8 protein-coding genes are annotated in these 12,705 nt (G+C 58.2%); 4 read left to right on the top strand and 4 right to left on the bottom strand.

The window, feature by feature from the left end:
* Positions 1-190 precede the first annotated feature (190 nt).
* Together EIH27_RS08100 and lysS are read right to left on the bottom strand one after the other, a co-directional pair.
* Positions 191-1,438: an MFS transporter gene (locus tag EIH27_RS08100; protein ID WP_420892141.1), complete on the bottom strand. Its 1,248-nt coding sequence runs from the start codon at positions 1,436-1,438 to the stop codon at positions 191-193.
* Between the two features lie 409 nt (positions 1,439-1,847).
* The gene (gene lysS / locus EIH27_RS00010) at positions 1,848-3,362 is read right to left on the bottom strand and encodes a lysine--tRNA ligase (protein ID WP_124040056.1); all 1,515 of its coding nucleotides are present in this window, start codon (positions 3,360-3,362) and stop codon (positions 1,848-1,850) included.
* 343 nt (positions 3,363-3,705) lie between these two features.
* On the opposite strand from lysS, the gene EIH27_RS00015 reads away from it, so the two are divergent.
* Positions 3,706-4,992 carry an adenylosuccinate synthase gene (locus EIH27_RS00015; protein WP_124038925.1) on the top strand — a complete coding sequence of 429 codons (1,287 nt, stop codon included), beginning with the start codon at positions 3,706-3,708 and terminating at the stop codon, positions 4,990-4,992.
* 107 nt (positions 4,993-5,099) lie between these two features.
* On the opposite strand, the gene EIH27_RS00020 is transcribed toward EIH27_RS00015, so the two are convergent.
* Positions 5,100-6,842, bottom strand: a complete 1,743-nt coding sequence (locus EIH27_RS00020; RefSeq protein WP_164461549.1) for a glycerol-3-phosphate dehydrogenase/oxidase — start codon at positions 6,840-6,842, stop codon at positions 5,100-5,102.
* Positions 6,843-7,215: 373 nt separating this feature from the next.
* Positions 7,216-8,622 carry a sugar porter family MFS transporter gene (locus EIH27_RS00025; protein ID WP_206424840.1) on the bottom strand — a complete coding sequence of 469 codons (1,407 nt, stop codon included), beginning with the start codon at positions 8,620-8,622 and terminating at the stop codon, positions 7,216-7,218.
* A 411-nt stretch (positions 8,623-9,033) separates the two neighbouring features.
* On the opposite strand from EIH27_RS00025, the gene EIH27_RS00030 reads away from it, so the two are divergent.
* The 3 genes from EIH27_RS00030 to EIH27_RS00040 all read left to right on the top strand — a co-directional run bounded on the left by EIH27_RS00030 (position 9,034) and on the right by EIH27_RS00040 (position 12,692).
* Positions 9,034-10,224: an ROK family transcriptional regulator gene (locus EIH27_RS00030; protein WP_164461550.1), complete on the top strand. Its 1,191-nt coding sequence runs from the start codon at positions 9,034-9,036 to the stop codon at positions 10,222-10,224.
* Between the two features lie 104 nt (positions 10,225-10,328).
* Positions 10,329-11,675 carry a xylose isomerase gene (xylA, locus tag EIH27_RS00035; RefSeq protein WP_124038927.1) on the top strand — a complete coding sequence of 449 codons (1,347 nt, stop codon included), beginning with the start codon at positions 10,329-10,331 and terminating at the stop codon, positions 11,673-11,675.
* Positions 11,676-11,765: 90 nt separating this feature from the next.
* Positions 11,766-12,692, top strand: coding sequence for an aldose epimerase family protein (locus tag EIH27_RS00040; protein WP_164461551.1), 927 nt, complete (start codon positions 11,766-11,768; stop codon positions 12,690-12,692).
* The last annotated feature ends 13 nt before the right edge of the window (positions 12,693-12,705 follow it).

Genomic DNA, 12,705 nt, shown 5'->3' on the forward strand with positions numbered 1-12,705 from the left:
ACCCCCTTCGACACCATCTACCAAGGCGCCTACACCGAAGGCACCCCCGCCCCCACCACCACCGAAACACTGAGCTAACCACAGTTGTATTGACGGCCTGAGAATTCTTGGTGGACTTTGTCCACCAAGAATTCTCACCTTGAGTTAGATATTGATCCTATAATTAAAGCTGCTAATGAGATCACGGCCATTATGGTGTAGGAAGCCTGGAAATTTCTGCTGTTATGGCCAAAGACAATCCGAGTAGTCCCACGCAAAGGGTACTTCCAAAACCGTCAGCAATTTGAAGAGCGCCTGATACTATCCCCTTCGCGTTAAACGGAGCATGCGCAAGGGCATCGACGGCAAGAGTAGGGTATGCGATCCCAACGCCTAGTCCAACAACGGACCACAGAACGAGGATGAATAGTGGCGATGAGTTAGCGGTAGCGGAGGCTGAAACGCATAAGACTGAAACGAACGTAATCACACCGCCTGAGGGGATGAGATGCTTTCGTGCTTTCGGCTCTTTTGGGACCGTTGATAGCCAACTACCGATGGCCCATGTGATAGATCCGATAGACATTAACAAACCAGACTGTTGTACGGACCATTTATGACAGATTTGAAAGAAAAGCGGAAGTGATGTTTCAATGGCTACGTACGCTCCGTTGAGGAGCAGGCGTGCCGTTATATCGTATCGTGGTCGATGACTAGAGACTATGCCACGAAGAGCTAAGAGCGGGATCACGGCGAAGATAGCGATGGCAGCGGCAACGATTCGAGGCCATATGATGGCCACGCTATGGCTAGAGGATATAGGCAATTGCCAGATTAGTAGCGTAGATCCGCTGACGAGCGCAAGAAAAGTAGTGCGAGTCAGTGTTCTGATACTTTGTTTCTTCTTGAGAGTCTGTGAGTCCAAGAATGAATAGGATTTGGCAGTTGTATGCAGACTTGGCATCGCTAGTATGAGGCATATTGGTACAAGAAAGAAAACGTATCGCCATGAGAATTGCGTAGTTATATACCCGGCGAGCCCTGGTGCAATTAGCGAAGGAAGTACCCATGCTGTCGCAAAGCTGGTGAAAAAATGGGGCTGATGCTCGACTGGCACGATAGTTCCAACGAGAGCGTAGCAACCTACAACTACAGCGCCTCCACCAAATCCTTGAATTAGGCGACCAATAATAAAGACGGTCATATTCGGGGCGCATCCGCAAATTAGTAGCCCGATCCCGAAGGTACATGAGCCGATTACGGTTGGGCGAATAGCGCCGAATGCGTCGATAATAATACCCGATAGTGCATTTGAGATAAGCTGTGCTAGTAGTACGGAGCCTACTACTAATGTGTATGCACTAGAGTTTCCGAGGTCATTCACAATTGGAGTAACGATAGGGGTAACTGCGAGGTATTCGAAGGCTACCATGGTAATCAATAAGTTGGAAGCCAACATAAATCTTTTTAGATTGCCGTTTGATAAAGGAACGTGGCGGCTCACGATCTCACCCTATTCAAGGAAATTTTCTGCCGCGACCTTGAGCTTGTGTCCAGCAGTTCACTTGCGTTAATTCAATGTCTATTGCAGGTCATTTTATCAGTTCTCTCTTCTGCCCTAAAACAGGTCTTATCAGTTCTATTCCTCTATGGGTGTTTGAAGGTAGTGAGTCGACTATGTATGACGAGCGACGGTAAGTGCGGTTAAGGAGAGCGTTCTAATTTAGTATTTAAATATTCTGGAATCTCGAATAAAGACTTACCGGCCATCTTGAAAGAGGGCAGAAGAAGTGTGGATGTGTCGGGGTTTAGTCCAGTGTGCCTGCCTGTCGGCTCGTTTGTCCGCCTCGTAAGTCGTTGTTGTCCGCTTACTTGTCGGTGGGTTTGATGAAGGGGAAGAGGATGGTGTCGCGGATGCCGAGGCCGGTCATGGCGGTGAGGAGTCGGTCGATGCCCATGCCCATGCCGCCGGTGGGTGGGAAGCCTTGTTCCATGGCCTGGAGGAAGCCCTCATCCAGCTGCATGGCTTCCGGATCCCCGTTTGCTGCTTCCAGGGATTGGGCCTCGAAACGCTGCCGCTGGATTACGGGGTCAGCCAGCTCCGAATAGGCGGTAGCCAGTTCCATGCCCCGCACGTACAGGTCCCACTTCTCCGTGAGCCCCGGCTTGGACCGGTGCGGGCGAGTAAGCGGGGAAGTATCCTCCGGGAAATCAAACACGAAGGTGGGCTCCCACAGGTCATCCCCGGCCAGTTCCTCGAATAATTCCTCCACGATCTTGCCGGGCACCCAGTAGTCCGCCACCGTAATACCATGCGCCTCGGCGGCTGCTACTAGTTTCTCCCTAGGGGTGTCCACGGTGATCTCCTCACCCAGCTTCTCCGACACGGTCGTGTACAGGTCAATCCGCTTCCACTCGCCGCCCAGCTCGTAGTCGGTCCCGTCGGCCAGCGTCACATGGGTGGTACCCAGCGCGTCCAGGGTGGCCTGCTGCACCAGGTTACGAGTCAGGTCCGCCATCGCGTAGTAATCCGCATACGCCTCATACGACTCCAGGGAGGTGAACTCAGGCGAATGCGTGGAATCCGCCCCCTCGTTACGGAACTCACGGCCAATCTCAAACACGCGGTCAATACCACCCACCACCGCACGCTTCAAATACAGTTCAGTGGCAATACGGAGATACAGATCCTCGTCATACGCGTTCGAATGCGTCACAAACGGACGCGCCTGCGCCCCACCATGAATCAACTGCAGGATCGGCGTCTCAATCTCCGTATAGCCACGCCCCTCATAATTATCCCGCAGCGACTTCATCACCGCGCTCCGGACCCGCACCATCTCCCGGGCCGCCGGCCGGGTAATCAAATCCAGGTGCCGCAGCCGCACCCGCGACTCCTCCGAGAGAGATACATCCTCCCCCGCCTCATTCGTATACGTCTTGGGCAGCGGACGAATCGCCTTCGACGCCATCCGCCACTCCCGCGCAAACACGGACAACTCCCCGCGCTTGGAAGCACCCACATAGCCGCGCACGAACACGAAATCACCCAGGTCCACGTCCGTCTTAAAACGGTCGAGTTCCTCCCGACCCACATTCGCCAGGGAGAGAAGCACCTGGAGCCGGCACCCGTCCCCCGCCTGCAACGTGGCAAACGCGATCTTCCCGCCCGTGCGATACAGCATCACACGGCCAGCCAGCGCCACCTCCGTGTCCGTGAGTTCCACACCGGCCTCAATACCCGCGTACTCCTCACGCACCGCACCAATCGTCGTCGTCACCGGCACGCTCACCGGATACGGCTCACGCCCCTCACCCAACAACCGCGCCCGCTTCTCCAAACGCACCCGAACCTGTTCCGGAACATCCCCACCCAAAGTCATCACCCATAAAGAATAAGCGCGTGATTCTGTCAAAATATGGGGCGATTGAGCTAATTGTGATTAGTTCTTGCTGGAGGCGCATGTTTGGTTTGCGCTGTAGGTCAGATCGGCGATAACGGATGCTGAATTATTGGATTATTGGCGTGCTTTTGTGATAGTAGCTGGATCAATGAACTACTTGCTAGTCGGTGGTCCACCATCTGGCCATTTTTGACCCGCGGACTGGATGAACAACGCCCCGTGGCGCCGTCCGGGGTACAGTTAGAAAGTAAAGCGGTGGGCTTTACAACGAGGTAACTAGCAGACGCGCCGCAACAAGTGTGAAGCGCGAAGAGGAGTCATTGTGCCCGCAATCGTAGTAGTCGGCGCCCAGTGGGGCGACGAAGGCAAGGGCAAAGCAGCGGACCAACTTGGCCAGCGTGCCAACATGGTGGTCAAGTTCAACGGCGGTAACAATGCCGGGCATACGGTGAAGGTGGGCGGGGATACGTTTGCGCTTCACCTAGTGCCTACGGGCATCCTGGCCAAGGATTGCATCGCCCTCATTGGCAACGGCGTGGTGGTGGATCCGGAGGCGCTGTTCTCCGAGCTGGATACGCTCCAGTCTCGCGGCGTGGACACTTCGAACCTGCGGGTGGCTGCCACGGCGCACGTCATCACCTCCTATCACCGTCTGTTCGACGGCATCGTGGAGAAAGCGCTGGGCGACAAGCGGATTGGCACCACTGGCCGCGGCATCGGCCCCACATATGAGGCCAAAGTGGCTCGCAATTCCGTGCGGATCCAGGATATTTTCCACCCCGACGTACTGCGTGAGCGCGTGGAAGCTGGCGTATTCCAGAAGAACCTGGTGCTTCGCGGTCTTGGGCTTGACGAAATCTCCGTGGACGAGGTTGTCGCGGAGCTCAGCTCCTACGCGGATCGGCTCCGCCCCATGGTCGTGGATGGCCCGCTGCTGGTGAACCAGGCGCTGGATGCTGGGAAGACGGTGGTGTTTGAAGGCGGCCAGGCCACCATGCTCGATATTGACCACGGCACCTACCCGTACGTAACCTCCTCAAATGGCACGGCCGGCGGTGCGTGCACGGGTGCGGGTGTTGGGCCCACCCGAATTGATCGCGTGGTGGCGGTTATCAAGGCGTACACCACCCGTGTGGGTGAGGGGCCATTCCCCACGGAATTGGACGGCGAGGAAGGGGAGTGGCTCCGCAAGGCTGGTGGCGAATACGGCGTCACCACGGGACGTCCCCGTCGCACCGGCTGGTACGACGCCGTTGTGGCCCGGTACGCCGCACGCGTCAACGGGGTGACGGACTTCGTGATGACTAAGCTGGACGTGCTCACTGGGCTGGAGAAGATTCCGGTGTGCGTGGCGTATGACGTGAATGGCACGCGCGTTGATGAGGTCCCGGCAGATGCCGCAGACTTCGCGGTGGCTAAGCCGATCTACGAGTATGCAAATGGGTGGACCGAGGATATTTCTGGGGCGCGCACCTTCGCGGATCTGCCGAAGAACGCACAGAAGTATGTGCGTTGGTTGGAAGAGATCAGCGGGGCACGGTTCTCCATCATTGGCGTGGGTGCGGACCGCGACGCGGTCATCGTGATCCACGATCTGGTAGAGGAGTAGCAAGTAGCGCTTGTGGAAACATTGGGGGCCACGGTAAAAGTCGTGGCCCCCAATGTTTCCACCGGTACCGGGTGGCCGGAAACCCGCAGAACCTGTGCTAGGAATCCCTAGGCGACGTCGCCGGGGAGATCCTCAACCGGGATCAAATCCGGCACCGCGTTACGGATACTTGCGGATTCTGCATCCGTGGCCGTCTTCATGGCGTCCAGTTCCGCCTGCGCATCCTTGGTGTAGGCCTCGATCTCATGCTTCTTCGTGGCTTCGTCCCAGCCGAGAAGCGGTGCCACGATGTTGGCCAACTCCGGCAGTGCAGAAATACCGCGGTCCGGAGTCTCCAGCGCGAGGCGCACGCGATGGTTGACGATGTCCTCCAGGTGGAGGGCGCCCTCATGCGTTACCGCGTACACAACCTCGGCCGGAATATACCAATCATTGGACTTGAGCGGTTCGCCCATAGCCGGGTCCTCATCCACGATCTCCAGAATGTCGGAGATCATGGAGCCGTAACGATCCAGAAGATGCTGCACGCGATCTAGAGTCCAGCCGTACTTGGTGGCGATCCGGCCGGCGCTGGCCTGGGCGGCCTCGTAACCCTCTGCGCCCGCCAGGAGCGTGTTGTCCGTGACGGACGGGTTCGCCTTCGCGAACACGGTGCCCATCGTAAAGTCCACGGCATCCTCAGCCATCTTGCGGTAGGAGGTGAGCTTGCCGCCGGCGATTGCGGTGAGACCCGGAACTACCTCGGCCACCGTGTGCTCACGGGACACCTTGGTGGAGGCGGTACCTTCCTTCACCTTCGGCTGCAGCAGCGGGCGCAGGCCCGTGTACACGCCGATGATGTCCTCATGCGTGAGAGGCTTCGACAGGTAGGGGTTAGCTTCCTTCAGGATGTAGTTGACATCTTTCTTAGTGGCCGTCGGATGCTGCACCGGTTCCTTCCACGGGGTGTCGGTGGTGCCGATGATCCAGTAGTGCTGCCACGGAATGATGAACAGTACGGACTTCTCGGTGCGGATGAACAGGCCAGCCTGGCCATTCAGACGCTCGCGCGGCACAACAATGTGGACGCCCTTGGAAGCCAGCACCTCGAGCCCGCCGCCGGTCTCCGAGAGCGCATCATTCGCCTCGGTCCACACACCGGTGGCGTTGATGACGTGCTTGGCCTTGACCTCAAGCTTCTTGCCGGACTCCAGGTCCTTCACGGTGGCACCCACCACGCGGCCTGTGCCGTCCTTGGTGAGGCCCACCACCTGGGTGCGGGAGGCTGGCAGTGCACCATAACCCTGCGCCGTGCGAACGAGCGTCATTACCAGACGGGCATCATCTACGCGGGCGTCATAGAACTCAATGGAGCCCACCAGCTTATGGTCATTGATGTCCGGGAAGATTTCCTTCGTGCCCTTACGGGTGTGGTGATGCTGCACGGGCACAGAGCCGGGGAACGCGGCCTGGGCCATGGCGTCATACATGCCAATGCCCGTGGCGGAGTAGGCGCGCTCAATAACCGGCATCTTCAGCGGCCACAGGAATGGCTGCGCTTTGACCAGGTGCGGGGCGGTCTTCGTGAGCAGCAGGCCACGTTCACGAAGGGACTCTGCTACCAGGTGGAAGTTGAGCTGATAGAGGTAGCGCAGGCCACCGTGCACCAGCTTCGATGACCGGGAGGACGTGCCCTGAGCCCAGTCCTGCATTTCAACGATTGCCGTGCGCAGCCCGCGCGTGGCGGCATCAAGAGCGATGCCGGCGCCGGTGACGCCGCCGCCGATAACAAGAACGTCTACGCCCTCGTCGTCGGACATTTCCTTGAGAGCCTTAGCACGGGACTCCCGTGTAAGCGCTGTGTCTAGCATCTGAACCTCCATTGGTTACCAACTAGGGCGCATAGTGCGCCGCTCGTTCTCCGCTCCCGCTCGGCACCGCGTTCGCGCCACGGCTCCGAACTTGACTACCTTTCTATTATGGATGGCGGGTGAACCTTCGTGCAATGGCTGGAAACCCGCTTGCACAGACGTGCCTGGAGGCGGTGAGAAAGGGCATGCACCAGCAGAACTAGCAGAATACGCGGGGGCAGGTGCGTGAGTAGGGGTTCCACGGTCGGTAACCGACGTGAGTAGAGGTTCCATCCTAGGTAACCGAGGGCGTGCGTATAACGACGTCGTCCACACGGGCCCGCTAATAATTCGCGAGAGCGATTTACAGCGGGCCCATGCCAGGTGGTTCAGGCTAGATCGCGGATACCCGTCCCCTACGCGGGGACGTGGCGAAAGCGCGAAGTGACCCCTCGATATCCTCGAGCGAACGATTATGGGTTTCAAACACGCAGTACCGCACGAACAGCACAGCCAGTACACACATAACGGCATAGCCAATAAATAGCGATCCGGTACCGAATGCATTAAGGAGCGCCGGGAAAGTGAGCGAAACGGCTGCGTTTGCCGCCCAATTGATGGTGGACCCGAAGGAATTTCCCAGGCCGCGAATATTGAGTGGGAACATCTCACCGATCATGGTCCACATGACTGGACCCCAGGTGGCGGAGAAGAACGCAATGTACACGGTTAGCGCAATAACACAGATGATTGCGGCTGCCTGCGATTCCCCTGAAAAGCGCATCCCGAAGCTCATCACAAAAAGGGATGCGGCCATGCCGATACCGCCGAAAATAAGCATTGTCTTGCGGCCAACGTGATCCATAACCTTAATGCCGATCGCTGTCACGATCACGTTGAAAATTCCGATACCAATATGCGCGATGAGAGCAGCGGAAACACCGAAGCCAACGTCGGTGAAAATGGTGGGGGCGTAGTAAAGAACCGTATTACAACCCATGACCTGCTGGAAGACCGCGAGCCCGATAGCGGCGATTAGCGCGGGACGCGATACGTTCCCGAACAGCTCACTCCAACCGCCATTCTCTTCGGCTGCCTGCTCCTTGATTGCGGCGAGCTGGGCCTGTGCCTCGGAAGCATCCTCTTGATAAATGCTGAGAAGGCCTTCATAGGCGGCAGCATCATGGCCACAGCGAACAAGGAAACGGGGACTTTCCGGAAGGAACAGCGCACCGGCGAACAAGATCGCAGCCGGAATTGCCGCACCACCCAGCATCCAGCGCCAGCCGGTATAGAGATTAGAGAGTGCATAGTTACTGATGTAGGCCAGGAGAATGCCCGTCATCACCATCAATTGGAAGAGTCCCGTCAGGGAACCGCGTTTGGCGGCGGGCGATAACTCGGATAGGTAGGTGGGGATAAGCGATGAAGCGATGCCAACACCGGCGCCTAATAATATGCGGAATAGTACAAGAGAGACGAATCCGGACGCGAAGCCGGATCCCAGGGCACCCACGAGAAATACCACCGACGCAAGGAGAATCAGTTTCCGGCGCCCATAGCGGTCAGACAATGGGCCAATCACCAATGAGGCGATGACGGCGCCAAGGAGCACCGAACTCACCACCCAGCCTTGACCCCAGCTTCCAAGATGAAGCTGGTCTTGAATAAATAGGATGGCTCCTGAAATAACACCGGTGTCATATCCAAACAGAAGTCCACCAAGTGAGCCGAAGAAGTAGATCAATCCCATGCTTATTCGGCGGGGGTTCTTCGACCCCCTGTTTACCTGTGTGCTCATACTGGCCCCTTTGCCATCATGGGCAGCTCGAAATGGTCATCTCGGCGTCACCCATGTCATCTATGTGCAGCATTAGTGGCGTCTATGCCACTAGTTTGTTGATGTGAAAAACAATATAGCGCCGAGGAATGCGAATCAAGCGGAATCGAGGTGGCTCCGGCTATCCGCATGCGCTCATTGCTTGAAGAGGCGCGAGGATGGCGAATGTACGTTTTCACGCAACGGAAGCAGAGTCTGAGAATATGTAGACTTGGGCGCGTAAGGGCGCTTTGGTCCGGTGACTGCTGAGCCGGTACCGTTGATGGGAATCGTGGCGGGGTGCGCAGGTGGGAGAGCGGGGCGCTCCTTGCGGTCATCGTGGCCCGAGTACTCCGCTGCCTACGATGTTAGAAAGCGAGTGTGAGGGGCGCGGTGAAAGCAAGCGATTTACGGGTGCGAAACCTGGCGAGAATTCTGCAGACTGTCGCCCACAGTCGGCACGGTATTTCACGCGCGTCGATTGCGCGCCATATCGGTGTCACGCGCTCAACCGTCTCCAAGCTGGTCGATGAGCTAGTAGCTGCACACCTGCTGGAGGAGCGTGAACCGGTACAGGGAAAGATGGGCCGTCCGAGCATTCCGCTCACCCTGGGTACCCATAGCCTGTTGGGTATAGGTATTGAATTTCGTGCTGACTGCATCGTGGGTGTGGGACGCGACCTGGTGGGCTCCCTGACATCGGAGTTTGTGTACGCCATTGATGCGCGTCAAGCTACGGCCGACCGTATTGCGGCGGGTGTGGCAGAACTGGTCAACGACGTGTGCCTTGATGCGGCTGTGCGCTGGGATGTTGATGATGATTGGCTGCGTAGCTCACGAGTGGTGGATGTGCATTTGGCGATTCCCGGCAGGATGTCCTCCGATGGTTCCACGGTGCTTTCGGCTCCTGCGCTGGGGTGGACGCGATTTCCACTCATGCCCGCCCTGCGTTCAGTACTCCCGGGAATTTCTTTGACACCGCAAAACGATTCGCAGCTTCATGCCCTTGCGGAGTTGGACGGGCGGCAACACGAATCGTTTATCTATGTACGTGGAGGCACGGGTATTGGTGGTGCCCTGGTATTAGATGGGCGGCTGTATACGGGAATTCGAGACTGGGCTGGGGAAATCGGACATACAAGCGTGTATCCGGGCGGTGCGCTGTGCGCCTGTGGCCGGCATGGGTGCATGGAGGCTTATTTATCCCAGGCCGCCCTTAGGGCGCGGACGTTTACGCCGGGAAATCGGCCATTTCCTGAGGTGATTGACCGGCTTAATGCGGATCCGAGTGTTTACCTGGAAGACGTATGCGTGCCACTTGGTGTGGCAATTTCCAATGCCCTCAATCTGGTGGATGTGTCCACAGTAATTCTGAGCGGATACCTGGGACTGCTGGATTCGCGGTACCTCAAGCGGCTCGGAGAAGTGGTGAGTGTGGGAGCTTTGGGTGCTGAGGAAACTCCGCCAACCATCGCAATTGCGCGTGATCTAGACATTTACTCGGTGCAGGGTGCCGCACGCGCCGCCATTGATTCTGTGCTCCAAAAACCGGGAGAGTGGGTGGCCGCTGTACCGCTGCGCTGATTTCAGCGCGGTAGCTTGAGCAATAAATATGACCGGGTTACTATGTTCGTGTTGGTGACAAACTAATGTGCGTGTAAGCACGCGTGACACAAGGAAGTGTACGAATGAGCAAGAACCTGTGGGGCATTGACCCAATTCCGTTTGTTGGTACCGACGACGTACGTGAGGGCCTCGGTTTTCACTACTACCAGGCTGATCGCCAAGTAGCCGGAAAATCGATGAAGGACTGGCTCCGGTTCGCGGTGGCCTACTGGCACTCCTTCGATCAGCGCCTGGTGGACCCCTTCGGGGACGGCACCGCTCAGCGTCCATATGATGCGATTACCGATCCCATGGAACTGGCCCTCGCCAAGGTGGACTACGCGTTTGACTTCTACCAGACCCTTGGCGCGCCGTTCTTCTGCTTCCATGACCGCGATATTGCGCCCGAGGGCGATACGCTTCGCGAGTCCAACGCCAACCTCGACCGGGTGGTGGACCGGATTGAGCAGCGCCAGCACGAAACCGGCATGAAGCTGCTCTGGAACACCTCCAATCTCTTCAACTCCCCGCGCTTCCTCAAGGGCGCGGCCACCTCGCCGTCGGCGAAGGTTTTTGCCTACGCAGCGGGCCAGCTGAAGCACAGCCTGGAGATCGCCAAGCGGCTCGGTGCCGAGAACTACGTATTCTGGGGCGGACGCGAGGGCTACGAGAACCTGTGGAACACGGATCTCAAGCGTGAACGTGACCATCAGGCGCGTTTCTTCCACATGGCCGTGGATTATGCCCACGAAATTGGCCTTGACGCGCAGTTCCTCATCGAACCGAAGCCGAAGGAACCCACCACCCACCAGTATGATTTCGACGCCGCCACGGCCATGGAATTCCTCCGCGCCTATGACCTGGACAAGGACTTCAAACTGAACCTGGAGGGCAACCATGCCAACCTCGCGGGCCACACATTCCAGCACGAGGTTCGCAGCGCGCGTATCGCCGGCATGCTCGGTTCCCTGGACGCGAACCAGGGCGACAAGCTGATCGGCTGGGATATCGATGAATTTCCGTCTGACCTGTATGAGACGACGGCGGTCATGTGGGAGGTATTGGCGGCCGGCGGTATCGGCCCGCGCGGTGGCCTCAACTTCGACGCCAAGCCGCGCCGCAGCTCCTTCACGGCTGAGGATCTGTTCCGCGCTCACATCGTCGGCATGGATGCGTACGCGGCCGGCCTCATGGTGGCCGCCAAGATGCACGAGGACGGCTTCATCGAGGGCATTCTTAAGGATCGCTACGCTTCGTTCGACGCCGGTTTTGGTGCCGAGGTAGATAGGGGCGCCGGTACGCTTGCCTCACTGGAAGCCGAGGTGCTGGACACGCCGGCACAGGAACTGGTGAATTCGCTCGGTTCGGATCACCTGGAATCCCTCAAGGCCACAATCAACAACTACATGATCAAGGCTCTGGCAGAGTAGTAGTGCGTGAACCCGGGTAAACCCGCGCACCACAGGGTGTGCGGCCCGGGCTCAAAAGGCGGCATTGGTGCCGCCGGTCGGGAGGAACACGTGTCCGAAAAGCACTCATTCATCACCATTGCCGCCGCGGGATTCGCGGCAACCGTTGCGCTTCACGGCGCTCGGCTCTGCTCGCTCACTCATGATGGGGAGGACCTCATTGTGGATGCGGTGACCCGGCTGGGTGAAACCGTGGTGAGCGGCGCCCAGCCACGCCCGGACCTCGACCGGTGCGAAGGACAGGTGCTATTGCCCTGGCCAAATCGCGTGCGTGATGGACAGTTTGCCTTCCGCGATCACGAGTACCGGTTGCCCCTCAATGAAGCAGAACTGGGCAACGCCATCCATGGATTTGTGCGGGATGCGGATTGGGCGGTCAGCCAGCAGGACGGCGCGAGCGTTACGCTCACGCTGGTCACCTCCCAGCGTCCCGATTGGCCCGGGCGTTTCCGTGCGCGCGTCACCTACGCGTTGAGTGAGACGGGCCTGACGGTCACAGTGAGTGTAGAAAATGTGGGGGAGAAGGCCTTCCCCGTAGGGTTCGGTGCCCATCCCTATGTCACGTTCAATGCGCCCATTGATGGTGCACGGGTATCACTGCGCGCCGGTGTCATGGTGGAGACCGATGAGCGGAATCTGCCGGTGCGCACTGCGCCAGTGGCAGGAACAAAATTCGATTTTTCTAGCGGCCGCACAATTGGCACGCTCACCGTGGACAACGCATTCCGACTGGAGCCGGCGGGCCAGCCCTGGAAGGTACAGGTAGAACTGGATCGCGCAGGAGACACTGCGCGCCGCACGGTGTGGGGCAGTGAAAATCTACCGTGGTGCCAACTCTTTGTGCCGCCCGCGCGCGACGCACTCGCGGTGGAACCCAATTCGTGCGCTGCGGATGCGTTGAATTCGCCGGTGACCCATGCGGATCTGGTGGCGCTGGAGCCAAACACGGATATCACCTGGCAGTGGGGTATGTATTAGGCGCGGGGCGCGT

The sequence above is a fragment of the Neoactinobaculum massilliense genome (assembly GCF_900604955.1).
Taxonomy (GTDB): Bacteria; Actinomycetota; Actinomycetes; order Actinomycetales; family Actinomycetaceae; genus Neoactinobaculum; species Neoactinobaculum massilliense.

Coding starts and splice junctions, on each gene's coding strand:
- xylA (WP_124038927.1), top strand. CDS start 10,329: ATGAGCAAGAACCTGTGGGGCATTGACCCAATTCCGTTTGTTGGTACC.
- EIH27_RS08100 (WP_420892141.1), bottom strand. CDS start 1,438: ATGTTGGCTTCCAACTTATTGATTACCATGGTAGCCTTCGAATACCTC.
- EIH27_RS00025 (WP_206424840.1), bottom strand. CDS start 8,622: ATGAGCACACAGGTAAACAGGGGGTCGAAGAACCCCCGCCGAATAAGC.
- lysS (WP_124040056.1), bottom strand. CDS start 3,362: ATGACTTTGGGTGGGGATGTTCCGGAACAGGTTCGGGTGCGTTTGGAG.
- EIH27_RS00020 (WP_164461549.1), bottom strand. CDS start 6,842: ATGCTAGACACAGCGCTTACACGGGAGTCCCGTGCTAAGGCTCTCAAG.